Genomic DNA, 21606 nt, shown 5'->3' with positions numbered 1-21606 from the left:
CGGCAGGAGGCGTGACGCCAAACCGCCAGATAGCAAAAGCCCCGCCAGCGAACTGGCGGGGCTTTTTCGTTGCACGAGTCTAATTGATTATCAGGCGGTCGGCGTCAGGGTGATGGTCACCCGACGGTTCTGGGCCTTGCCGGCGGCGGTGCTGTTGGTGGCAACCGGCTGATCCGGGCCCACACCGCTGGTGGCGATGCGGCTACCGGCCACACCCTGACCGATCAGCTGGGCGGCGACGGCATCGGCGCGCTGGGCGGAGAGCTTCATGTTCAGCTCGCGGGAGCCGGTGCTGTCGGTGTGACCGACCACGTTCAGACGGGTCTTGTCGAACTCGGCCACCACCATGGCCACGCCGGACAGGGTGTTGGCACCGGCCGCCTTCAGCTGGGCGCTGGAGCTGTCGAAGGTGACGTTGTTCGGCATGTTCAGGATCAGCTGATCGCCGCTACGGGTCACGCTGACACCTGTGCCTTGCAGCTTCTCGCGCAGCTTGGCTTCCTGCACATCCATGTAATAACCGATGCCGCCACCCAGGGCGGCGCCGGCGGCCACACCGGTCAGGATCCCCTTCTTGCGATCCCCCTTGCTGGAGGAAAGCGCACCCACGGCGGCGCCCGTCGCGGCACCGGCCAGCGCCCCCCAGGCCCCCTTGGAGGTCTGGGATTCACCGGTATAGGGATTGGTGGTACAGCCGGACATGGCAATGGTCAGAGCAAGCGCTGGAACTAGTTTCTTGAAATGCATGGGAAAAACCTCTGAAAAAACCGACTCGAGCCGGACGAGTCGCGCATTCTACCTCAGAGGGGCGCCAGAGTGTGACGCGCACGCATCGCGGAAATGAACAAGGGGGCCTGAGCCCCCTTGTATCTTGATCACGACGGCATGGTTGCCATCACGCTCGCATCGCCTGCCCATGCAGGTCGCTCATCAGTATTTGATGTCGCGAGCCTCGTCACGGCCTTCCTGCTTGTTCTGGCGATGTTCCTGACGGCAATCGGCATTGCCGAACACACCACTGCGGCAATCTTGCTTGGCTTGGCGGGATTCCTGACGCGTGTCCTGGCGCACATCGCGGGCATCACGGCGTTGTTCCGCCTGTTCGGTTGCCAGTACCGGCGCGGCGGCCAGCAAGGCGGTAGCTGCAAGCAGCACAAATACGGACTTTTTCATGGTGACTCCTTGGCTAGGCGAAATACACCGGCTTGGCGTTACTGAAATTATACACTGAGGTCAACATGGCCGCGGCAAGGGGCCTTGTATGATGCCCACTTGCAAGCGGCCGCTCGGGATCAGTATTTGATGTCGCGGGCCTCGTCGCGGCCTTCCTGCTTGCTGTCACGGTGCTCTTGACGGCAATCGGCATTGCCGACCAGGCCTTCGCGGCACTCTTGCTTGGCGTCGCGGGACTCCTGACGGGTGTCCTGACGCACATCACGGGCATCGCGGCGCTCTCCGGCCTGTTCGGTGGCCTGTGCAGGCAGAACAGCCAACAGGGTACTGGCGGCCAACAGCGCGAATACGAACTTCTTCATGATTAACTCCACAGGGTAGACGGGATACATGGATATCACATCACTAGATTATATACGGAACCACGACTAGCAACGTCCGGCAGGGCGATCCCCTGCAGACTTGTCTGGGTCATTCACGCCGATGAGCCGAGCCTGGGAGGGTCCAGTCAGACCCGCCAGCAGGGTGGACGCTTGAGATCAGTATTTGACGTCGCGGGCCTTCTCCCGAACATCCTGCTTCACTTCACGCTTGTCCTGGCGGCACTCGTAGTTGTCCTTGTTGTTGGCCTGACGACAATCTACCTTGGCCTCCCGAACCTCGGGGCGCACTTCCTGGCGCACATCGCGGGAATCCTGGCGATCGGTCGCCTGGGCAGGCATCACGGCCAGCAAAGAGCTGCAAGCCAGGATCAGGCCGCCAAGGGCGCGTACACGGGATGGGATCAATGACATGGGGATTTCCTCAAAATGGTTAGGCGGATTTTGAGCAGCGATCACTGTATGCCAACTGAACCGGTGAGCTAATAATGGAGCCACCCTACCCCCGTTGGCACTCGGCATGGCAGGGGCAGGTCACCAGATGATCGTTCACCATCCCCACAGCCTGCATGAAAGCGTAGCAAATCGTACTGCCGACGAAGGTAAAACCGAGTTTCTTGAGCGCCTTTGCCATAGCGTCAGATTCTGACGAGGTAGCCGGGATGTCACCATTGCCCTGGCGCCGATTGACGATAGGGGCGCCGCCGACGAAGCCCCAGAGGAAGTCGGCGAAGTCGATCCCCTGCGCCTCCAGCGCCAGATAGGCCCTGGCGTTTTTGATGATCGACTGGACCTTAAGCCGGTTGCGGATGATACCGGTGTCTTGCATCAGCCGCGCCACATCCTGCTCGTCGAAAGCGATGATGAGCCCGGGATCGAACCCGGCATAGGCGCGGTAGTAACTGTCGGTGCGCTTGAGGATGGTGATCCAGGAGAGACCCGCCTGCTGACCATCCAGGCAGAGTTTGGCAAACAGCTCGCGCGAGTCATGCACCGGCCGCCCCCACTGTCTGTCATGGTATTCGATATATTCCGGGTCCTTGGTCACCCAGGCGCAGCGTAGTTCCATTCCTTATCCCCTGTCATTTTTCCGATGCCCGACATGCCGACTGCTGCGGTGACTTCCTGTGGTAAACATCCCGGCCCAACCAGGCCCGGCACGGCGCCACCCCATGAATCCCCTGCAATTTCGCCTATTATCCGACCATGCCAGACGGTATACTCCTTCGGTTCACATTCAGCAAATCTTGCTCTGATCTCATTTCGCGCGAAAAACACTATGCAAAAATTCGATGTCAAAACCTTTCAGGGCCTGATCCTGCAGCTGCAGGACTATTGGTCCCGCCAGGGCTGTACCATCATTCAGCCGCTGGATATGGAAGTGGGTGCCGGTACCTCACACCCCATGACCTGCCTGCGCGCCCTGGGCCCCGAGCCCATCGCCTGCGCCTACGTGCAACCGTCCCGCCGTCCGACCGACGGCCGCTACGGTGAAAACCCGAACCGCCTGCAGCACTATTACCAGTTCCAGGTGATCATCAAGCCTTCCCCCGACAACATTCAGGAACTCTACCTCGGCTCGCTGAAAGAGCTGGGTATGGATCCTGAGATCCACGACATCCGCTTCGTGGAAGACAACTGGGAAAACCCGACTCTGGGTGCCTGGGGTCTGGGCTGGGAAGTCTGGCTCAACGGCATGGAAGTGACTCAGTTCACCTACTTCCAGCAGGTGGGCGGCCTGGAGTGCAAGCCGGTGACCGGCGAGATCACCTATGGTCTCGAGCGTCTGGCCATGTACATCCAGGGCGTCGACAGCGTCTATGACCTGGTATGGTCCGATGGCCCCCTGGGCAAGACCACCTATGGCGATGTGTTCCACCAGAACGAGGTGGAGCAGTCCACTTACAACTTCGAACACGCCGACGTGGACTTCCTGTTCCACTGCTTCGAGCAGTACGAGAAAGAGGCCCAGCACCTGCTGGCTCTGGAAACGCCGCTGCCGCTGCCCGCTTACGAGCGGATCCTGAAAGCCGCCCACTCCTTCAACCTGCTGGATGCCCGCAAGGCCATCTCAGTCACCGAGCGTCAGCGCTACATACTGCGCATTCGCACCCTGACCAAGGCCGTGGCCGAGGCGTACTACGCCTCCCGCGAAGCGCTGGGCTTCCCCATGTGCAAGCGCAGCGACGAAGAGAACAAGCAAGGTTAAGGAACGGACATGGCACAACATACATTTCTGGTAGAGATCGGCACCGCTGAGCTGCCGCCCAAGGCGCTGCGCACCCTGGCCGAAGCCTTTGCCGACAACCTCAAGGGCGAGCTGACCAAGGCCGATCTGGCCTTCGGCGACGTCGAGTGGTTTGCCTCACCGCGCCGTCTGGCGCTCAAGGTGCACGCGCTGGCCGGCGAGCAGCCGAGCAAGAGCGTCGAGAAGCGCGGCCCGGCCGTCTCCCAGGCGTTCGATGCCGACGGCAAGCCGACCAAGGCCGCCGAAGGCTGGGCCCGTGGCAACGGCATCACAGTCCCACAGGCCGAGCGTCTGGTCACCGACAAGGGTGAGTGGCTGGTCCACACCGCCAAGGTCGAAGGCCGTCCGGCCAAGGACCTGCTGGGTGAGCTGGTCGCTGCTGCGCTGGCCAAGCTGCCCATCCCCAAGATGATGCGCTGGGGCGACAAGACCATCCAGTTCGTGCGTCCGGTGTTCACCGTGACCCTGCTGCTGGACGGCGACCTCGTGCCCGCCACCATCCTGGGGATCGACTCCGCCCGCACCATCCGCGGTCACCGCTTCATGGGCGAGCCCGAGTTCACCATCGACAACGCCAGCCAGTACCCGCAGATCCTGCTGGAAAAAGGCAAAGTGGTTGCCGACTTTATGGCGCGCAAGGCCAAGATCAAGGCTGACGCCGAAGCGGCCGCTGCCGCCTTCGGTGGCGTCGCCGATCTGGACGACGCCCTGCTGGAAGAAGTCACCGCCCTGGTCGAATGGCCGGTGGTGCTGACCGCCAACTTCGAAGAGAAGTTCCTGGCGGTGCCGGCCGAGGCGCTGGTGCACACCATGAAGGGTGACCAGAAGTACTTCCCGGTCTACGACAAGAGCGGCAAGTTGCTGCCGAAGTTCATCTTCGTCACCAACATCGAGTCCAAGGACCCGAGCCAGATCATCAGCGGCAACGAGAAGGTGGTGCGCCCCCGTCTGTCTGACGCCGAGTTCTTCTTCAAGACCGATCTGAAGCAGACCCTGGCCTCCCGCCTGCCGCGCCTCGAAACCGTGCTGTTCCAGCAACAGCTCGGCACCGTCAAGGCCAAGGTCGAGCGCATCGAAACCGTCGCCGGCTTCATCGCCGAGCGCATCGGTGCCGACGTGACTCAGGCCAAGCGTGCCGGTCTGCTCTCCAAGTGCGATCTCATGACCAACATGGTCGGCGAGTTCGCCAGCACCCAGGGTGTCATGGGGATGCACTACGCCCGTCACGACGGCGAGGACGAAGTGGTGGCCGTGGCCCTGAACGAGCAGTACATGCCGCGCTTCGCCGGTGATGCCCTGCCGTCCGCGCTGGAAGCCTGCGCCGTGGCGCTGGCCGACAAGCTCGACACCCTGGCCGGCATCTTCGGCATCGGCATGCTGCCCAAAGGTGACAAGGATCCGTTTGCCCTGCGTCGCGCCGCCATCGGTGCCCTGCGCATCATGACCGAGAAGCAGCTGGATCTGGATCTGGTTGAACTGGTGGAAGAAGCCGTTCGCGTCTACGGCGACAAGCTGACCAACAAGACCGTCGTCACCGACGTGGTCGACTTCATGCTGGGCCGCTTCCGCGCCGCCTATCAGGACGAAGGCATTGGTGCCGACGTGGTGCTGGCCGTACTGGCCCGCCGCCCGACCCGCCCGCTCGACTTCGATCGTCGCGTCAAGGCCGTCAGCCACTTCCGCAGCCTGGATGCTGCCCTGGCGCTGGCTGCCGCCAACAAGCGCGTCAGCAACATCCTGGCCAAGGTGGAAGGCGAGTTGCCGACCGTGGTCAAACCGGAACTGCTGATCGATGCCGCCGAGCAGGCGCTGGCCACTCAGGTTGCCGCCCTGCAAGCCGAACTGGCACCGCTGTTCGCCGCCGGTGACTATCAGGCCGCCCTCACCCGTCTGGCCGCCCTGCGCGAGCCGGTCGACACCTTCTTCAACGAGGTGATGGTGATGGCAGAAGACGAGGCCCTCAAGGCCAACCGTCTGGCGCTGCTAAACAACCTGCGCAACCTGTTCCTGCAAGTAGCGGATATCTCGCTGCTGCAGTGATGGCGGTTTATTAGCTAGATCAAAAACGGCGCCGAAAGGCGCCGTTTTTAAAAATGGAAGAATATAAATGAATGAAGGTCATGATGAAAAAAACACTCTTTTTTTAACTAAGAATGGTGATTTAAAATTCATACTTGAAAGACCGTTATACGCAGCAGAAAAGCATTTAAATGTAGTAGAGGACAACGGTAAGCCTCTTAAGATTTCTGTAGAAACGGCCACTGATTGGCCAATCTTCATTGCAACTCTTATAGTCGGTATTGGGAGCATTCTTACAACTGCTTTTGTTGCACGGATAAGTCACGTAAATCAACGAAGCCAAATAAGATCTAACATTGCAGCCTTTAGGCAAAAGTGGCAAGAAGAGTTGCGTAGTGCTTCTACCGAGTTTTTCTCTTGTGCCATACGTGTACACTACGATCGAACTCATGACAACAAAGCGTTAACACCTGAAAAAATTAGTGAGCTAACACGCTGTCAAGTCAGAATGGAATTAATGTTAGACAAAAAGAAAAATGATAATAAAAAAATTGAGCAATCCATAGAAAGAGTCATAACCCTTGCTCAGGGTCTTGATACTGCTACCTTCACTACTGAAATAAACAACCTTCAAACTTTAGTGAGTCAGATTTTAGAGAAGGCATGGATCGATATCAAAAATGACCTCCATGGAATATCTCCACATTAAAGTCAGTTCGTAGGTTGGGCTGAGCACAAAAGCTGGAACACCCACCTAATCCCTGCTTTGACAACTCACGCCCCCTCCACTTTTCTTAAACCGTGAGACCCAAGGAGCTCGTAGGTTCGATTAGCCGTCAGGCGTAATCGGACAATCGCGAGACACCTCTCTGCAGGATCGGGGTATCGCCCACTCTCCTACTCGGGTATTTACCAAAGTATCGAAAAAATGGTCGCTACCGGAGGGTGGATGACCCCTGTCGGTCAGGTCTGCACGCCCGCCGTTTCCGTGTACAATCCCTCACTCGTTCCAGCCTCTTTTACCCGACCCGACGGCGACCCCATGAACCGCACGCCCCTGTTGTTGATGATCTGCACCACCCTGTTGGCGGCCGCCGGCTGGTTCTTCTCCAAGGAGGCGATCCGTGAGTTGCCGCCCGCCGCCTTTATCGGCAGCCGCTTCCTGCTGGCGGCGCTGATCCTGCTGCCCCTGGCCTGGCTGTACGAGCCCAGGCTCAGCCGTAGCCAGCTGCTGCGCGCCCTGGGTTGCGGCTCCCTGCTCGGCCTCAACCTGCTGCTCTGGGTGACCGCCATCAGTCAGAGCGACGCCCTCGGCAGCGGCGCCTTTATCATGAGCATCGCCACCCTGATGGCCCCGCTGGCCGCCTGGGCCGGTTTCAAGACCCGCCCGGGACGCCACTACTGGACCACATTGCCCTTGGCCGTGGCTGGCCTGCTGTTGCTCTCAAGCGGTACCGACTGGGGCGTCTCCCGCTCCCTGCTCTGGTTCCTGGCCGCCGCCATGGCCCTGGGGACCCAGCTCGCGGTCCATCGTCACTTCGCCCAGTCGATACCGGCTCGCTGGCTCACCTGCATCCAGCTGGCCATGACCGGCCTCATCGGCACCACGCTCTCCCTGCTGACCGAAAGCTGGCCGGCCTCCGTCAGCACCAGCACCTGGGGCTGGTTTGCCGCCAGCGTGCTGCTCGCCACCACCTTGCGCTATCTGCTGCTGACCCTGGCCCTGAGCAAGATGACCACCACTCACGCGGCGCTGCTGATGCTGCTCGAACCCGTCTGGACCCTGCTGCTCAGCACCCTCTGCTATGGCGAGGCGCTCGGCGGGGCCAAGCTGGCCGGCGCCGGACTGGTGCTCGGGGCCCTGGTGCTCTATCAGTTGCCCCTGCTGCGCAGCGGCGTACGCCTGCCCGTGAAGGACCATAGCCCCGATTAGCCGATGCCGAGCCATCACGACGCCGTTCCTTGCAGAGGCCGCCCCATGTCGGGGATGGGCATCGGTGGTGGCCGCTGTTAGGGTATGGCCATCCATGTGATAGACGAGCGAGACGTTATGCAACGCAAGACAATGGCCCTGCTGCTGGCCACCCATCTGCTGGTCGGAGGCGCGGGCTTTGCCGCCGGTATCTATCTGCTGCCGATCCTGATAGCGCCACCCGCGCCGAGCGGCGAGCAGGTGGCGGCCAGCCAGCAACAGGCGACCTTCAGCGGCACCTTTCGCCGGGATCTTAAAGACAGCGACCGGCTGCACTGGGGGGAAGGCAAGGTGAGCATAGGGCCGCAGGCCATCAGCCTGATGGGCAAGCTGGCGCCGGGCCCCGATTACCGGCTCTACCTGTCGCCGGAATTTGTCGAGACAGAGGCGGACTTTGCCCGCCTGAAAGGCCAGATGGTGCAGGTGGGATCGGTGAAGACCTTCGACAACTTTATCGTGCCGCTACCCGCCGGGATCGATCCGGCTCGCTACAGCAGCGTCATCGTCTGGTGCGAGACTTTCGGCCAATTTATCACCGCCGCCCGTTACCGCTGATATCGGACTCTGGCAGACCCCCAGGCACAATTAGCACAGCATCATCGGATTTCCGCGATATTCGCTCTGGTGCTTATTTCAGGGGAGGATGTCAATATGCTGTCCCGGCAGATATTGATTCGATGGCAGGGCAATAATGTTTTCTACGCCTTCATTCAGCCCCAGTTAATATCTGTAGCTCATGGGTCTATATAATGGCGCCATATCTGTCATTGAATTAATTGGGATAGCTGCCGAGTCAACCCATAGATCAACATATTGGCAGCATCTACCATATGTATCACTTTAAAGGGCTTCTGCATGAAACGTCATCTTATCGTTATAGGCGCCATTTTCGCACTGAGCGCCTGCTCTTCCACTCCCAACAGTGAATATATGAAAGATGGCGCATCCGAATCCCAACGTGTCGATGCGTTATCCGAATGCCAATATCAGGTGAAGCTCAACAAGATCGAGGATGAAGAGCAGGAAGAGCTGATCAACCTGTGCATGCAAGGCAAAGGCTTCCGTCTGACCCCTATTGAGTAACCCCGCATTCCCGTCTGAATAAATCTCCGCTCAATATAAAAAGCCCCAAATGATGACTCTGTTTGGGGCTTTTCAGCCATTGGGTCGCAATGGCAAGGCCGTAATCAATGAACCTGAGGCCGATATTCCGGCTTTCACTTTACTGTTGCCGCAATCCCCTCGCCAAGGCCATGGCTCCTCAAAGCGCGACGCCTAGCTGTTGTTGCAGCAGCCGCTGCCCCTTGGCGGTCAGGGTCAGCTCACGGCTGTCCAGCCCGCGCACCAGCCAGCCCTTGGCCAGCATATGGTCGAGCAGACGGGCACCGAGCTGGCCGCCAAGATGCATGCGCCGCTCGCTCCAGTCGAGACAGTGACAGGCGAAGGGGCGCTTGCCAGTCGCCACGCAGTCGATGCCAAGCTGGCCGAAATGCTGCTCCCCCTGCGGGGTCAGTCCATAGCCCTCAGCCTCCAGCCAGCCTTGGGCCATCAGGCCGTCATGGAGCCTCACCCCCAGCTCACCCGCCAGGTGGTCATAACAGCTACGGGCGAAGCGCAGCCGCTCCGGAGTCTTGCTCCTGAGTGCACCGGCCCCCATGTCGACCAGCCCCATCAGCTGCTCCACCACCAGCGCCACCTCATGGCTCGCGATGCGGTAGTAGCGATGTTTGCCCTGCCGGACGCAGGCCGTCAGCCCCTGCTGCTGGAGCCGGGCCAGGTGACTGCTGGCGGTTGAGGCCGACACCTCGGCCACCAGGCTCAGCTCGGTCGCCGTCCAGGCACGTCCATCCATCAGGGCGCACAACATGCGGGCGCGACTGCCATCGGCAATGGCGGCCGCCACCTGCGCCAATCCTTGTTCCAGGCTCTTCTGCTCGCTCATCTCGCTCCTCTCTGCTTGCCGCAGTCATTGCCACTCGGCCGTGACCCTGCGGGCCTTGTCGATGTCATCGGTGACCAGGATCAGCTGGTTGGCATGGTCGCTGTACAGGGTGATGATGTTGACCGAGGCATCCCCCAAGGCGCTGCAGATGGCCCCCAACTGGCCCGGCACCTCCTGCTTCAGGCGGCGCACCAGCACCTCGTGCACCGCCACCACCTGCAGACCCGCCTGCTCGGCGGCCCGGGCCGCGCCGACGCCGTCCTCCACCAGAAAGTGGGCATGGCCGGCGCCGCCCGTGGTGAACATGCCACCCCCTTCCAGGCTGACACCGGCCCGCCCCATCAAGATCCCGAACTGCCCCAGTGTGCCCGGGTTATCGGGCAGCATCACGTGAATATCGTACATCCCTGACTCTCCTTGGCGATAAGAGCCCACAGATTAGTGCCACATCCAGGGCAACGCTTCGATGGCGGGCGAAGCGTCCTCACTCGCCCATGCTGGCCACAGCAAAACGGCGCCAGAAGGCGCCGTTTCTCTATCTCTGCTCGACTCGCGAGGGCGGTCGATCAGCCGGTATAGACCGGCAGCAGGCCCGCCATGTTGAGCAGGTGGAACAGGGCGGTCAGCACCCCGAACAGGAAGACGGCCACTATCATCGGCAGGCCGCCCGGCGCCCGGAAGCCATCGCCGCCTTTCTTCCCCTTGCCGGCGCGCACCTTCCAGGCCAGCAGGGCCGGGATGATGCAGGTCCAGAGCGTCGCCACGGCGCCGGCGTAGCCGATGGCCATCAGGAAGCCGAACGGGAACAGCAGGGAGAGCAGCAGCGGCGGCAGGAAGGTGGCGGCCCAGGACTTGGCGCGACCCTGGCGGCTGTTGTCGAACTTGAACAGATCCGCCAGATAGTCGAACACCCCGAGACCCACACCGATGAAGGAGGAGAGGATGGCCGCCATGGAGAAGAGGTTGAGGGCGTTGGCGACGGCCTCGGATTCGATCACCGAGGCCAGCGCCTTGAGCAGCACGTCGACGTTGCCGCCCTGGGCCACCACGGGCCCGAACTCGCTGCGCGGCAGGTTGCCGAATACGCTCACCAGCCAGATGAGATAGAACAGCAGCGCGATGGCAGTGCCGCCGAGGATGGCGTAACGGGCGCGGCGCTCCTCACCGTAGTAGGCGCGCATGGACGACACCGAGTGGTGGTAGCCGAACGAGGTGAGCGCCACCGGCAGCATGGCCAGCGCGTAGGGGGCATAGCTGGCGTGCTGGCTCAGGGTGTCGAACAGCAGGGTCGGCTTGATGTTGAGGGAGAGGCCAGAGATGCCGAACACGAAGCTCAGCCCCATGGCGATGACCAGCACCACAGAGATGCGATCCACCGCCCGGGTCGAATGCCACACCAGCCCGGAGAAACCCAGGGTGAACAGGATGGAGCCCCAGTGGCTGCCGATGCCGGTCATGCCATCTATGATGAGGCCGGCGGAGGTGATGTAGGCGTAGAGCAGGATGCCGCCGACGAAGTAGACGGTGAGGTTGTTGAGGGCGTTGACCTTGTCCCCCAGCAGCTCCCGGGTCACGGTATCGAAGGAGACGCGCAGCGGATAGCCCTGATAGGATTCGAGCAGCATCCAGCCGGAGATGGTCATCACCACCATGGTCAGGGTGATGGCCAGGATGGACCAGACGGTCCAGGCACCCGCCCCGGCACTCGGCAAGCCCAGCATGCCGGCCCCCACACAGACGCCGGCAATGATACATGCCCCGCCCACCAACGATGGTTTATGTTCCATTTACTTCCCCAAAGACGATTGTTGATCTGGTCGCGACCGCGGACCGTTGCATCTGCTACGCCGGTTGTCATCGTAAGATCGCGCTCATCTGTGCTATCGGCGCCCTAGCCGCTTGCTTCTGCGTCAGCGAGGCAAGACGTGGCTGAGGCTAGCTACCGATCCCAAGATGGCAGCAGGGCCGCCATTTTGGGGGTGTGACTTTACCCTGCTCACCCCCGGGTATCAAATTTTGGCGTCATCCCTGTGGGGTTATTCCCCCGGTGAGCCCCCGTCTGCGGGAGGCGTGGCACTATACTGAACCCAGTTTTCACGGCAAGGAGCCCCCCATGGACAGGAAGTTCGTACTCAGCGCCCTCTGCTATGCCCTGCTCGGCATGCTGCTCGGCATCTATATGGCCGCCAGCAAGGATCACGGGCAGTTCGTCACCCACGCCCACATCATGCTGGTCGGTTTTCTGGTCTCGTTCGTCTATGCCCTGTGCCACAAGCTGTGGCTCGGCAACCCCGACGGGCGACTGGTGCGGATCCAGTTCTACCTGCACCAGCTGGGGGCGGCGGTGATGACGGCGGGGCTCTACCTGCTCTATGGCCGGCTGCTGCCACCGGAGCAGATCGACCCCTTCCTCGCCGCCTCCTCCCTGGCGGTGCTGATCGCCATGGGGATCATGCTGGCGCTGTTGATGCGCCGCCCGGCCACCGCCTGAGCGAGGAGGCCACAGACAGAAACGGCGCCCAAGGGCGCCGTTTCTGTTATCAGGCTGGGCCTTCCCTACCCCGTGTAGGTGGGCAACATGCCCGCCATCGCCAGCAGATGGAAGATGGCGGTGAGCACCCCGAACAGGATGACGGCCACCACCATGGGCTGCCCCCCCGGCGCCCTGAAGCCCGGCTCGTCCTGGGCAATCTCCCGTGATTTTTTCGCCAGCAGGGCCGGGATGATGCAGGCCCACACGGTCGCCGCCGCGCCGGCATAGCCGATGGCGACGACGAAGCCGAACGGGAACAGCAACGACATGAGCAAGGGTGGCAGGAAGGTCACCAGCCAGGACTGGGTGCGGCCCCGCCGGCTGTTGTCGAACTTGAACAGATCCGCCAGATAGTCGAACACCCCGAGCCCGACCCCGATGAAGGAGGAGAGGATGGCCGCCATGGAGAACAGGCTGATGGCGTTCGCCACCTGTTTGGACTCGATCACCGAGGCCAGCGCCTTGAGCAGCACGTCGACATCCCCACCCTGGGCGATGACGGGGCCGAACTCGCTGCGCGGCAGATTGCCGAAGATGCTCAGCAGCCACAGCAGGTAGAGCACCAGTGCGATGACGGTGCCGCCGAGGATCGCGTACTTCGCCTTGCGCTCCTCTCCGTAATAGGCCCGCATCGAGGCCACTGAGTGGTGATAACCGAAGGAGGTGAGGGCGACCGGCAGCATGGCCAGGGCATAGGGGGCCTGCTTGACCTCGTCGGCGAGGGAGTTGAACAACAGGGAGGCATCGATGTGGAAGGCCAGGCCGGAGACCCCGAAACAGAAGCTCAGCACCATGAAGACGATCAGCACCACCGAGATGCGATCCACCGCCCGGGTCGAATGCCAGACAAACAGGGAGAACACCAGCACGAACAGCACGGATGCCAGCTGGCTGTCGATGCCCAGCAATCCCTTCAGGATGAGACCGGAAGAGGTGATATAGGCATAGAGCAGCACGCCGCCGACGAAATAGACGGTCATGTTGTTGAAGATATTGATCCGGCTACCGAGCAGATCCTTGGTGACCGTATTGAAGGAGACGGTTAATTCATACCGCTTGAATGCTTCCAATAGCATCCAGCCGGAGACCGTCATTATTATCATGGTGAGGATGATTGCCAAGGATGACCAGGTTGTCCAGGCGCCGGCGCCCGCACTTGGCAAGCCAAGCATGCCGGCACCGACACAAACGCTGGCAATGATACAGGCCCCTCCAATCACGGATGGTTGATGTGTCATGTGCTGTCACTCCCAAATATCTATTTCACAGAGCAGTGAAAAAAAAGGGCACAGATTAAGCTGTGCCCTTGACTCGTTATGCTTCTATTAATTTTTGATTCTTTTTATTCGCTGTTTTTTCGACGCTCCCGACCTCTTTCAGTCTGGCGGTGAAATGACGCAACACCGCCGGCTCATAAATAAAGTCGAGCCCCTTCACGTTCCTGGCGTTCTTCTTCACCTCGCCGAAGGCCTCGATGACGAAGTCCATGTGGGTTTGGGTATAAGTGGCGCGCGGTATGGTCAGGCGCAGCAGCTCGGCCGGGCAGGGATGCTGCTTGCCGGTGGCGGGATCCCGCCCCAGCAGCAGGGAGCCTATCTCCACCGCCCGGATGCCCGCCACCTTGTACAACTCGCACGCCAGCGCATGGGCCGGGAACTGATCCGCCGGGATATGGGGCAGCAGCTTGCCGGCGTCCACGAAGGCCGCGTGGCCCCCCGCCTGCTGGCACACCACGCCGATCGCCTCGAGGCCATTCACCAGGTACTGCACCTGACCGATGCGGTAGGCCAGCCAGTCCTGGCGCATGCCATCGCGCAGGCCGACCGCGAGTCGCTCCATGGCGCCCCCTTCCAGACCGCCGTAGGTCGGGAAGCCCTCCTGCACCACGCAGAGGGTGCGGCACTCGGTGTAGACGTCCAGCATGCCGTCGTCCTTGAAGCAGAGCAGGCCGCCCATCTGCACCATGGCATCCTTCTTCGCGGACATGGCGAGACCGTCGGCGTACTTGTAGGACTCCATGGTGATGGCCTCTATGCTCCAGTCGGCATAGCCGGGCTCGCGCTGCTGGATGAAGTAGGCGTTCTCCGCGAAGCGGGCCGAGTCCATGATGACCGGAATCTCATATTGTTGGGCGATGGCATAGACCGCCTTCAGGTTGGCGATGGAGACCGGCTGGCCACCGGCGGAGTTGCAGGTGATGGTGCTGACGATATAGGGCACGTTGGCCGGGCCCGCCTCCAGGATGGCCTCCTCCAGCTTGACCAGATCGAAGTTGCCCTTGAAGTCGGCGGTGACCGAGGTATCGAACGCCTCCTTGGTGTAGACGTTCTTGGCCACGCAGCAGTTGATCTGGGTATGGCCCTGGGTGGTGTCGAAGAAGTAGTTGGAGAGCGCCACCATCTTCTTGCGATCCAGCCCCTTCTCCTGCTCCCGCTTCTTGATCAGCACCGGGATGTAGATCTGCTCGGCGCCGCGCCCCTGGTGGGTGGGGATGGTGAGTGAATAACCGAAGATCTCCTGCACCGCCTTCTGCAGGGCGTAGTAGCTGCGGCTGCCGCTGTAAGCCTCGTCGCCGCGCAGCATGGCGGCCTGCATGTCCTGGGTGATGGCGCCGGTGCCGCTGTCGGTCAGCAGATCGATGAAGACATCCTCGCTGTCCAGCAGGAAGGGGTTCATGCCGGCCCTGACGATCGCCTCGTCCCGGTAGGCACGGGTGGTGCGCTTGACCGGCTCGATGACACGAATGCGGAACGGTTCGGGAAGATGCTTGAAGTTTTCCATAATATAAACACCCATATTTAAATATTCAGGATGAGTCTCATCAGCCGCCCAAAATAGATCATTGGCGGCGCGTAAATAATGAGATCGGGTGCACGACATCGCCTCGCCAATAAACAAGGCGAGAACAGGTGCAGACTATTTCAGATTAGGTATGCAGACGGGCCGGTCACATCTCGATAAATGCGCAAGCACCGCGGGAATATTACAGCGGGAAGAAGAAAGCGATCTTGTGATCCAGGGTAAACCACTTGGGCGAAGCGATCATGGTAGCCATGTTGTTGCTCATCTGGTTGGAATTAACAACGTCAATTAACCCGACCCATTATGGAGAGCCCCCGCCCATGATCAATTGCCACTTCCACGATTTGGGATGGCGCTAACAGTTTGGCGGGGAATATTTATACAGCCCTGGTCAGGACTCCCGTCAGCGGCGGCTCAGTGGTTCAACCAGGGCAGCCGTTGCAACAGCCAGTATCGATCCGCCAGGCTGGTCTGGCTGACCCAGAGATCCAGCAGGCCGTGGGCCAGCAGCGGCAGCATCAGCAACAGCAGACAGAGCAGCCCCAGCAGCCGCTGGGGGCTGAGCCGGCGACGGGGCGTGCCGAGGTGCAGCGCATCGGCACGTTTGGGGCAGGCGGCCACGCAGCTCAGGCAGCTGCTGCACTCCAGGCTGCGCACCGCGATGAGTCGGTGCACCTGAATGCGGGAGGGACAGGCGCGGCTGCACCTGTCACAGTCATGGCCCGCGCTGCGCAGGCAGCGGGCCGGATCCCGGCGGATGCGCAGCGGAGTCAGCAGGCCGAGCAGGGCCAGCCAGGCGCCATAGGGGCAGAGATAGCGGCAGAACCCCTGCCGGAAGGCGGCGGTCAGCAGCAGCACCCAGCCCAGGCAGAGGCCGGAGAGCAAGTTCAGGTTGAAGAAGAAGGCCCCCATCTTCATGTCTGCCGCCTGATGGTAGGGGCTGGCGAGATAGCCGGGCAGAGCGGCGCCGGGCACCGCGATCAGCACGATAAACAGCAGGAAACCGAGCACCAGAAACTTCTGGGCCCGCAGCAGCCCATCGAGCCAGAGTGGCGGCGTCCACTCCCCCGGCAGCAGGCGGCTGCGCAGACGGTGCAGCCACTCCCCCACCAGCCCGAGCGGGCAGAACCAGGCGCAGAACGCCCGCCCCAGCAACAGGGCCGACAGGCTGAGCACCAGCACTGTCACCGTCGCCGCCGGATGGTGGGGGTCCGCGATGCCCTGGCCGAGCCAGGCCCGCAGCCCGAGCCCGCCAGCGATGGGCAGGAAGCCGTCGACCACGTCGGGGCGCACCAGCCAGGGGGTCTCCCCCTGCCCCAACTGCCAGAGATGGAGCCCATACTGCAGCGCCACCAGCCCCCAGCAGAGCAGCAGCAGGTGGCGGGTCCAGGCCCGCAGCGGCTGACTGTCGATATCATTCAGTGCCGGCAACGGCCTGCATCTGTGCCACAGGGCGAGGGGGACGACCACCAGCCCCAGCGCGATCCAGAGGAGGGGATCCGCCGCCATCAGCCAGGCGGCCGCCAGCAACGCCAGGGAGAGGCGCCACGACCAGCCGGGTCCGGCCCGCCACTGCAACAGGGCCAGATAGACCAGGCCAGCGGCCAGGGTCAGGGCTTCGATCAGGCTCATGCTTCTCCCTCATAGCACTCATTCGGATAAGGGGCTCAGAATAACCAACATCTGAGTTGATTATTTTGATCTGCATGGGCAGAGCGCGGTATTCACTCCTTGCGGCTATGGAACAGCGGCCGATCCGACTCGGCCTGCTCGGCCCAGAAGTGGATGTTGAAGCGGGCATCCTCGGACAGCTCGACCCTGTGCCAGTACTGAGGCGGGCTGGTGGCGAACTGGCCGGCGTGGATCACCAGGCTGACCTCAGGCTGTTCGGCCCGCTCGTCGGCGAAGCCGTGATAGGTGACGGTGCCCTCCATCACGCAGAGCTGGCCGAACACCCCGGCCGCGGTGTTGTGATGGCTGAGCAGGGCCGGCGGCACGTTGGCGCGGGTGAAGAAGGGGGTGGAGCGACGAACGACCCAGTGGGTAGGAATAAGCTGCATGGACATGGTAATTCTCCTCGAATGGCCGGTCTGCCCGGCCTTGAATAGTTGACGGATCAGCGGGGCAGCTGGCGCAGCAGCGGGAAGGCGGCGCTCATCTTGTCGCCTCCCACCACGAAGCCGCACAGTTCGCCATCCTCACCGCGCGCCTCGGCCACCATGCCGTGCTGGTTCCAGTGGCACTGCCAGGCGAGATCCTCGCCCTGGGTGCGGCCCGCCAGTTGCAGCGGATAGCGCGGCGTCTTCACCTTCACCAGCATGGGCGACAGGGTCAGCGGGGTCGGGGTGCCGAGCAGGGTCTTGGCCAGGGCACTGGCCCCCAGCACTATGGGCTGCAGGAAGGGAAGCAACTGCCCCTGCCACTCGGCGCAATCCCCCAGCGCGAAGATATGGGGATCGCTGGTGCGCAGCAGGTCGTCGATCAGTATGCCGCGCCCTACCGCCAGCCCGGCCCCCTGGGCCAGGGCCAGATTCGGTCGCAGGCCGATCGCGGCGATCACCAGATCCTGCTCGCAGGTGCGGCCGTCACTCTGGGTCACTCGCCAGCCATCACCGGGCTGCGCGTCTATCCCGGCGATGCCCAGCCCCAGTTGCAGCCTCACCCCCTGCGCGCGCAGCGCCTGCTGCAGCGGCTGCGTCAGGGCGGCCGGCAACAGGGTGCCGAGGGGGCTGTCGGCCAGATCCAGCAAGGTGACCTCGCGACCATCGCCCGCCATGTCCATCGCCAGCTCGCAACCAATCAGCCCCGCCCCCAGCACCAGGATGCGGCGAGCCTGACGGATCGATGCCTCGGCGGCGGCATACTCCTGCTGGCTGTTTAGGGTCACCAGATGCTTGCTACCCGGTATCTCGGGGCGCGCCGCGCTGGCGCCGGTGGCCAGCACCAGCTGGCCGTAGGGGAAGCTGCCCTGCTCAGTCAGCACCAGCCGCCGGACGGGATCTATGCCAAGCACCGGGCAGTGGGGCAGCAGCGTGATGCGCTGCTGCTCGGCAAATTCACTGCCGCTCAGCCGGGTCATGGCCGCGGCGCTGCAGCCCCGGCTCACCACGTGGCTCAGGTCCGGCTTGTTGTACTCGTCGCCGCTGTCGGCGGTGATGAGGCGGATGGGCCGCTCGCCGTCCAGCTTGCGCAGGCTCTTGACCAGCTGCTGGGCGGCGAAGCCGCTGCCGATCACCACGATTTCCCGGCTGATGCCGGCGTCATTCAGGGTTGCAGCGTTCATACACAGGCCTCCACGGCGCAGGGTTCGAATACCTCCTTGCCGATGCCGCAGCCGGGGCAGAGGAAGCTGTCCGGCACCTGGGCCCAGGGAGTGCCCGGTGCCACCAGCTGATCCGGCTCGCCCAGTGCCGGGTCATAGACCCACTGGCAGACGACGCAGAGCATGCTCTGGTCGTCGTCCAGCGTGCTGGCGGCCGGGGCGGCGGCTTGAGGGGTCGGAACCATCACCACAGGCGCCGCCGTCACGGCGGTTGTGGTGATCGGACGGGGCGCCTCGAGCGGGTGCAGTGCCCACTGGCGGGCGAGTTGGCGGCCATGCTCGCGGCACTCGGCCAGCGCCGAGCCATCCGGCCGCCACTTGGCCTTGAGGGAGATGCTGATGTCGAAGCCCGCGTCCATCAGCCGGGTCTGGATCCGGTCAACGGCGCCACCGGTCCAGCCGTAGCTGCCAAAAGCCGCGGCGCGCTTGTTTCTAAAGCGCAGGCCGGTGATCTCCTCGAGCATGCCCGCCACCTTGGGCATCATGACGTTGTTCATGGTGGAGGAGCCCACCAGTATCCCCTTGGAGCGGAACACCTGGGTCAGGATCTCGTTCTTGTCGTGGCGCGCCACGTTGTAGATCTTCACCGCCACACCGGGGTCCACCTCGTGGATGCCCTGGGCGATGGCGTCGGCCATCATGCGGGTATTGTTGGACATAGAGTCGTAGAACAGGGTGATGCGATCCTCCTGGTAGTGATCCGCCCACTCCAGGTACTTGAGGATGATCTGGGTGGGATCCTCGCGCCAGACGATGCCGTGGGAGGTGGCCACCATGCTCACCGGCAGGTTGAAGCCCAGCACCTCCTTGATCTTGGCGGTCACCAGCGGGCTGAAGGGGGTCAGGATGTTGGCGTAGTAGCGCTGGCACTGCTCCATCAGCTCGGTCTGATCCACCTCGTCGTTGAACAGGTGCTCATCGCAGTAGTGCTGGCCGAAGGCGTCGTTGGAGAACAGCACGGCATCTTCTGTCATGTAGGTCATCATGCTGTCGGGCCAGTGCAGCATGGGGGTCTCGATAAACACCAGCTGCTTGCCGTTGCCTATGTCCAGGCTGTCGCCGGTCTTGACCGGCTGGAAGTTCCACTCAGGATGGTGGTGGTGACCGGTGATCGAGTCGATGGCGTTGTGGGTGCAGTAGATGGGGGTACCCGGGATGCGGGCCATCAACTCGGTCAGGGCGCCGGCGTGATCCTCCTCGGCGTGGTTGATCACCACATAGTCGATACTGGCGAGATCGATCTCCGCCGCCAGGTTCTGCACGAACTCGCGGCTGAACTTGTGATCCACGGTGTCGATCAGCACGTTCTTCCCTTCGCGGATGAGGTAGCTGTTGTAGCTGGTGCCCTTGTGGGTCTTGTACTCGGTGCCGTGAAAGTCGCGCACCTCCCAGTCCCGTTGGCCGACCCAGTGGATGTTGTTTTTGACGTGAATGCTCATGCGGTGGTTCCTCAGAATGCCATAGCGAATGTTCGACTGAACTCGCTATTGCAGTTGACGTGCCAACTCATAAGCTGTTGTTTTTAATGCACTTGCATAACAGTTATTGTCATTAAGACAGTCACCAAATATAGTCATAATCACAACAACACTGTCATTTGGACAATACCTCGTGATCTCGACCGACAGCCTGGCGCGCATCGCCCTCGATCTGCAACTCGGCATCTCCCACCAGGACCGCTTTCACCGCCTGATCCAGAGCGTGCGCAGCCTGCTGCACTCCGATGCCTCGGCCCTGCTGCGCTACGAGGGGGGCCAGTTCATCCCGCTGGCCATCGACGGCCTGATGCAGGACGTGCTGGGCCGCCGCTTCGCGCTCAAGGATCACCCGCGCATGGAGGCCATAGCCCGCGCCGGCGACGTGGTGCGCTTCCCCGCCGACAGCCAGCTGCCCGACCCCTATGACGGTCTGATCCCGGATCACGACGACTTCAGGGTGCACGCCTGCGTCGGCCTGCCGCTGTTTGCGGATCAGGCGCTGATCGGCGCCCTGACCATAGACGGCATGAACCCGGCCCAGTTCGACGGCATCAGTGACGAGGAGCTGCGGCTGGTGGGGGCCCTGGCCGCCGCCGCCCTCAGCAATGCCCTGCTGCTGGAGCGGCTCGCCCGCCAGAGCAGCGAGCCGCTGACCCCCTCCCCCCATACCAGCCAGGGGCAGCCGGAGATGATAGGTCACTCCCCCGCCATGGCCCGGCTGCGCCACGAGATCGATGTGGTGGCGAACTCGGAGCTGAACGTGCTGATCCTGGGGGAGACGGGGGTCGGCAAGGAGCTGATCGCCAAGGCGGTGCATCAGGGCTCCCTGCGCGCCAAGGCGCCGCTGGTCTACCTCAACTGCGCCGCCCTGCCGGAATCGGTGGCGGAGAGCGAGCTGTTCGGCCACGTGAAGGGGGCCTTCACCGGCGCCATCCACCACAGGGCGGGCAAGTTCGAACTGGCCGATCGGGGCACCCTGTTTCTCGACGAGATCGGCGAGCTCTCCCTGCCGCTGCAGGCCAAGTTGCTGCGGGTGCTGCAATACGGCGATCTGCAGCGGATCGGTGACGACACCCCGCTCAAGGTCAATGTGCGCATCCTGGCCGCCACCAATAGGGATCTGAAGCAGGCGGTGGTGGAGGGGCAATTTCGGGCCGATCTCTATCACCGGCTGAGCGTGTTCCCGATCCACGCCCCGGCGCTGCGGGAGCGGCCGGGGGACATTCCGCTGCTGGCCGGTTATTTTTGCGAACGCTGCCGGGTCAGCCTGGGGTTGGAGCGGCTGCGCATCCAGCCCCAGACGCTGCAACTGCTCGATCGCCACGACTGGCCGGGCAACGTGCGGGAGCTGGAGCACGCCATCCACCGCGCCGCCGTGCTGGCCCGGGCCGAGCAGGGCAGCCAGACGCCGACCCTCGCCAACCACCACTTCAACCTGACGACCGCCGGCGCCTCCCCGGCCCAGGTCGAAATGGCCGAAGCGCCGGCCCAGCCGCAACTGGCCGGCCTGGGGCTGCGCGCCGCCACCGACGCCTTCCAGCTCAGGCTGCTCGAGCAGACCCTGGCGGCTCAGGACGGCAACTGGGCCGCCACCGCCCGCGCGCTGGAGATGGACGGCGGCAATCTGCACCGGCTCGCCAGGCGGCTCGGCCTCAAGCCCTGAAGGACCGCGCCGCGCCCAAAAACAAAAACCCCCTCCTGACGGAGGGGGTTTTTCGTTGCATCGGATGCCGCTGA

General features: G+C 62.5%; 23 protein-coding genes. 8 read left to right on the top strand and 15 right to left on the bottom strand.

Annotated features, from left to right (window positions below; genetic code table 11):
* Nucleotides 1–90 precede the first annotated feature (90 nt).
* From KW825_RS18325 to KW825_RS18305, 5 genes are all read right to left on the bottom strand, one after another.
* A complete protein-coding gene (locus KW825_RS18325; protein ID WP_042651623.1) occupies nucleotides 91–747 on the bottom strand; it encodes an OmpA family lipoprotein in 657 nt (218 codons plus the stop codon).
* Nucleotides 748–930: 183 nt separating this feature from the next.
* Complete coding sequence (locus KW825_RS18320; protein WP_042651624.1) at nucleotides 931–1173, bottom strand: hypothetical protein; 243 nt, start codon at nucleotides 1171–1173, stop codon at nucleotides 931–933.
* Between the two features lie 119 nt (nucleotides 1174–1292).
* Nucleotides 1293–1535 carry a hypothetical protein gene (locus KW825_RS18315; protein ID WP_218330003.1) on the bottom strand — a complete coding sequence of 81 codons (243 nt, stop codon included), beginning with the start codon at nucleotides 1533–1535 and terminating at the stop codon, nucleotides 1293–1295.
* 177 nt (nucleotides 1536–1712) lie between these two features.
* Nucleotides 1713–1967, bottom strand: coding sequence for a hypothetical protein (locus tag KW825_RS18310; RefSeq protein ID WP_218292664.1), 255 nt, complete (start codon nucleotides 1965–1967; stop codon nucleotides 1713–1715).
* 85 nt (nucleotides 1968–2052) lie between these two features.
* The gene (locus KW825_RS18305; protein ID WP_218330002.1) at nucleotides 2053–2622 is read right to left on the bottom strand and encodes a DNA-3-methyladenine glycosylase I; all 570 of its coding nucleotides are present in this window, start codon (nucleotides 2620–2622) and stop codon (nucleotides 2053–2055) included.
* 210 nt (nucleotides 2623–2832) lie between these two features.
* On the opposite strand from KW825_RS18305, the gene glyQ reads away from it, so the two are divergent.
* The 6 genes from glyQ to KW825_RS18275 all read left to right on the top strand — a co-directional run bounded on the left by glyQ (nucleotide 2833) and on the right by KW825_RS18275 (nucleotide 8875).
* Nucleotides 2833–3762 (top strand): glycine--tRNA ligase subunit alpha, encoded by a 930-nt coding sequence (glyQ, locus tag KW825_RS18300; RefSeq protein ID WP_042651628.1) that lies wholly within the window; start codon nucleotides 2833–2835, stop codon nucleotides 3760–3762.
* 9 nt (nucleotides 3763–3771) lie between these two features.
* Entirely contained in the window at nucleotides 3772–5841 is a 2070-nt protein-coding gene (gene glyS / locus KW825_RS18295; RefSeq protein WP_218330001.1) for a glycine--tRNA ligase subunit beta, read from the top strand.
* A 67-nt stretch (nucleotides 5842–5908) separates the two neighbouring features.
* The gene (locus KW825_RS18290; RefSeq protein ID WP_218330000.1) at nucleotides 5909–6529 is read left to right on the top strand and encodes a hypothetical protein; all 621 of its coding nucleotides are present in this window, start codon (nucleotides 5909–5911) and stop codon (nucleotides 6527–6529) included.
* A 333-nt stretch (nucleotides 6530–6862) separates the two neighbouring features.
* A complete protein-coding gene (locus KW825_RS18285) occupies nucleotides 6863–7753 on the top strand; it encodes a DMT family transporter (protein ID WP_218329999.1) in 891 nt (296 codons plus the stop codon).
* A gap of 117 nt (nucleotides 7754–7870) precedes the next feature.
* Nucleotides 7871–8347, top strand: coding sequence for a DM13 domain-containing protein (locus KW825_RS18280; RefSeq protein WP_218329998.1), 477 nt, complete (start codon nucleotides 7871–7873; stop codon nucleotides 8345–8347).
* A 300-nt stretch (nucleotides 8348–8647) separates the two neighbouring features.
* Nucleotides 8648–8875, top strand: coding sequence for a lipoprotein (locus KW825_RS18275; protein ID WP_218329997.1), 228 nt, complete (start codon nucleotides 8648–8650; stop codon nucleotides 8873–8875).
* 178 nt (nucleotides 8876–9053) lie between these two features.
* Here KW825_RS18275 and KW825_RS18270 read toward each other — a convergent pair whose 3' ends face one another.
* The 3 genes from KW825_RS18270 to KW825_RS18260 form a co-directional block, all read right to left on the bottom strand.
* Nucleotides 9054–9734, bottom strand: coding sequence for a helix-turn-helix transcriptional regulator (locus tag KW825_RS18270; protein WP_218329996.1), 681 nt, complete (start codon nucleotides 9732–9734; stop codon nucleotides 9054–9056).
* Nucleotides 9735–9758: 24 nt separating this feature from the next.
* Nucleotides 9759–10139: an amino acid-binding protein gene (locus tag KW825_RS18265; RefSeq protein WP_218329995.1), complete on the bottom strand. Its 381-nt coding sequence runs from the start codon at nucleotides 10137–10139 to the stop codon at nucleotides 9759–9761.
* 161 nt (nucleotides 10140–10300) lie between these two features.
* Entirely contained in the window at nucleotides 10301–11521 is a 1221-nt protein-coding gene (locus tag KW825_RS18260; protein ID WP_218329994.1) for an aromatic amino acid transporter, read from the bottom strand.
* Nucleotides 11522–11847: 326 nt separating this feature from the next.
* Here KW825_RS18260 and KW825_RS18255 point away from each other — a divergent pair, with 326 nt between their 5' ends.
* On the top strand, nucleotides 11848–12225 hold the full coding sequence (locus KW825_RS18255) for a hypothetical protein (RefSeq protein WP_042651770.1): 378 nt from the start codon (nucleotides 11848–11850) through the stop codon (nucleotides 12223–12225).
* 65 nt (nucleotides 12226–12290) lie between these two features.
* Here the strand turns inward: KW825_RS18255 and KW825_RS18250 are convergent, their stop codons facing one another.
* The 7 genes from KW825_RS18250 to norV form a co-directional block, all read right to left on the bottom strand.
* Nucleotides 12291–13505, bottom strand: a complete 1215-nt coding sequence (locus tag KW825_RS18250; protein WP_218329993.1) for an aromatic amino acid transporter — start codon at nucleotides 13503–13505, stop codon at nucleotides 12291–12293.
* A 76-nt stretch (nucleotides 13506–13581) separates the two neighbouring features.
* Nucleotides 13582–15048: a tryptophanase gene (gene tnaA / locus KW825_RS18245; protein WP_218329992.1), complete on the bottom strand. Its 1467-nt coding sequence runs from the start codon at nucleotides 15046–15048 to the stop codon at nucleotides 13582–13584.
* 202 nt (nucleotides 15049–15250) lie between these two features.
* Nucleotides 15251–15313 carry a tryptophanase leader peptide gene (tnaC, locus tag KW825_RS20765; protein ID WP_368168979.1) on the bottom strand — a complete coding sequence of 21 codons (63 nt, stop codon included), beginning with the start codon at nucleotides 15311–15313 and terminating at the stop codon, nucleotides 15251–15253.
* 170 nt (nucleotides 15314–15483) lie between these two features.
* Entirely contained in the window at nucleotides 15484–16701 is a 1218-nt protein-coding gene (locus KW825_RS18235; protein WP_218329991.1) for a 4Fe-4S binding protein, read from the bottom strand.
* 92 nt (nucleotides 16702–16793) lie between these two features.
* Entirely contained in the window at nucleotides 16794–17135 is a 342-nt protein-coding gene (locus KW825_RS18230; RefSeq protein ID WP_218329990.1) for a DUF1971 domain-containing protein, read from the bottom strand.
* A gap of 50 nt (nucleotides 17136–17185) precedes the next feature.
* Nucleotides 17186–18352 (bottom strand): NADH:flavorubredoxin reductase NorW, encoded by a 1167-nt coding sequence (gene norW, locus KW825_RS18225; protein ID WP_218329989.1) that lies wholly within the window; start codon nucleotides 18350–18352, stop codon nucleotides 17186–17188.
* Nucleotides 18349–19830 carry an anaerobic nitric oxide reductase flavorubredoxin gene (gene norV / locus KW825_RS18220; protein WP_218329988.1) on the bottom strand — a complete coding sequence of 494 codons (1482 nt, stop codon included), beginning with the start codon at nucleotides 19828–19830 and terminating at the stop codon, nucleotides 18349–18351. Before norV ends, norW begins: the two co-directional genes overlap by 4 nt.
* Before the next feature lie 172 nt (nucleotides 19831–20002).
* Here norV and norR point away from each other — a divergent pair, with 172 nt between their 5' ends.
* Nucleotides 20003–21532, top strand: a complete 1530-nt coding sequence (gene norR / locus KW825_RS18215) for a nitric oxide reductase transcriptional regulator NorR (protein WP_218329987.1) — start codon at nucleotides 20003–20005, stop codon at nucleotides 21530–21532.
* The last annotated feature ends 74 nt before the right edge of the window (nucleotides 21533–21606 follow it).

Source organism: Aeromonas sp. sif2433 (assembly GCF_019218705.1).
Lineage (GTDB): Bacteria > Pseudomonadota > Gammaproteobacteria > Enterobacterales > Aeromonadaceae > Aeromonas > Aeromonas encheleia.
Note: the sequence above shows the minus strand (reverse complement) of the source record. Positions and strands in the feature narration are given on the sequence as shown.

What these genes read in the sequence shown, in the direction of transcription:
- KW825_RS18325 (WP_042651623.1), bottom strand. Translation starts at nt 747, where the DNA reads ATGCATTTCAAGAAACTAGTTCCAGCGCTTGCTCTGACCATTGCCATG.
- KW825_RS18320 (WP_042651624.1), bottom strand. Translation starts at nt 1,173, where the DNA reads ATGAAAAAGTCCGTATTTGTGCTGCTTGCAGCTACCGCCTTGCTGGCC.
- KW825_RS18315 (WP_218330003.1), bottom strand. Translation starts at nt 1,535, where the DNA reads ATGAAGAAGTTCGTATTCGCGCTGTTGGCCGCCAGTACCCTGTTGGCT.
- KW825_RS18310 (WP_218292664.1), bottom strand. Translation starts at nt 1,967, where the DNA reads ATGTCATTGATCCCATCCCGTGTACGCGCCCTTGGCGGCCTGATCCTG.
- KW825_RS18305 (WP_218330002.1), bottom strand. Translation starts at nt 2,622, where the DNA reads ATGGAACTACGCTGCGCCTGGGTGACCAAGGACCCGGAATATATCGAA.
- glyQ (WP_042651628.1), top strand. Translation starts at nt 2,833, where the DNA reads ATGCAAAAATTCGATGTCAAAACCTTTCAGGGCCTGATCCTGCAGCTG.
- glyS (WP_218330001.1), top strand. Translation starts at nt 3,772, where the DNA reads ATGGCACAACATACATTTCTGGTAGAGATCGGCACCGCTGAGCTGCCG.
- KW825_RS18290 (WP_218330000.1), top strand. Translation starts at nt 5,909, where the DNA reads ATGAATGAAGGTCATGATGAAAAAAACACTCTTTTTTTAACTAAGAAT.
- KW825_RS18285 (WP_218329999.1), top strand. Translation starts at nt 6,863, where the DNA reads ATGAACCGCACGCCCCTGTTGTTGATGATCTGCACCACCCTGTTGGCG.
- KW825_RS18280 (WP_218329998.1), top strand. Translation starts at nt 7,871, where the DNA reads ATGCAACGCAAGACAATGGCCCTGCTGCTGGCCACCCATCTGCTGGTC.
- KW825_RS18275 (WP_218329997.1), top strand. Translation starts at nt 8,648, where the DNA reads ATGAAACGTCATCTTATCGTTATAGGCGCCATTTTCGCACTGAGCGCC.
- KW825_RS18270 (WP_218329996.1), bottom strand. Translation starts at nt 9,734, where the DNA reads ATGAGCGAGCAGAAGAGCCTGGAACAAGGATTGGCGCAGGTGGCGGCC.
- KW825_RS18265 (WP_218329995.1), bottom strand. Translation starts at nt 10,139, where the DNA reads ATGTACGATATTCACGTGATGCTGCCCGATAACCCGGGCACACTGGGG.
- KW825_RS18260 (WP_218329994.1), bottom strand. Translation starts at nt 11,521, where the DNA reads ATGGAACATAAACCATCGTTGGTGGGCGGGGCATGTATCATTGCCGGC.
- KW825_RS18255 (WP_042651770.1), top strand. Translation starts at nt 11,848, where the DNA reads ATGGACAGGAAGTTCGTACTCAGCGCCCTCTGCTATGCCCTGCTCGGC.
- KW825_RS18250 (WP_218329993.1), bottom strand. Translation starts at nt 13,505, where the DNA reads ATGACACATCAACCATCCGTGATTGGAGGGGCCTGTATCATTGCCAGC.
- tnaA (WP_218329992.1), bottom strand. Translation starts at nt 15,048, where the DNA reads ATGGAAAACTTCAAGCATCTTCCCGAACCGTTCCGCATTCGTGTCATC.
- KW825_RS18235 (WP_218329991.1), bottom strand. Translation starts at nt 16,701, where the DNA reads ATGAGCCTGATCGAAGCCCTGACCCTGGCCGCTGGCCTGGTCTATCTG.
- KW825_RS18230 (WP_218329990.1), bottom strand. Translation starts at nt 17,135, where the DNA reads ATGTCCATGCAGCTTATTCCTACCCACTGGGTCGTTCGTCGCTCCACC.
- norW (WP_218329989.1), bottom strand. Translation starts at nt 18,352, where the DNA reads ATGAACGCTGCAACCCTGAATGACGCCGGCATCAGCCGGGAAATCGTG.
- norV (WP_218329988.1), bottom strand. Translation starts at nt 19,830, where the DNA reads ATGAGCATTCACGTCAAAAACAACATCCACTGGGTCGGCCAACGGGAC.